This is a genomic window from Phormidium sp. CCY1219, assembly GCF_055795085.1.
The window spans coordinates 1-236 of sequence record NZ_JAYFEQ010000703.1; the positions used below are offsets into that span (position 1 = coordinate 1).

The following is a 236-nucleotide window of genomic DNA, read 5'->3' on the forward strand; positions in this document are numbered from 1 at the left end:
GTACGACTACCTTTCCCTGGTAGCTTAGTAGCTAAGGATTTGATGCTTTCTTCCATGCCGTGGAGGGCAATATTTGCTAGTAAGGGACTGATTACCCCTCCTTGTGGTGTGCCCTCATTTGTTGTGAATAGTTGTCCGGTGTCAATTACGCCAGCTTTCAGCCATGCCTTGATTTGTCGTCGGATTGCCGGGAAGACATCAAGTTTGTTGAGAAGTTTTTCATGGTCAATTCGGTC

1 protein-coding gene is annotated in these 236 nt (G+C 46.6%); it reads right to left on the minus strand.

Annotated elements, in window-relative coordinates; all coding sequences use genetic code 11:
* The coding region (locus AC0QH1_RS20805; RefSeq protein ID WP_324633227.1) for a reverse transcriptase domain-containing protein at positions 1–236 on the minus strand (236 nt) is incomplete at both ends.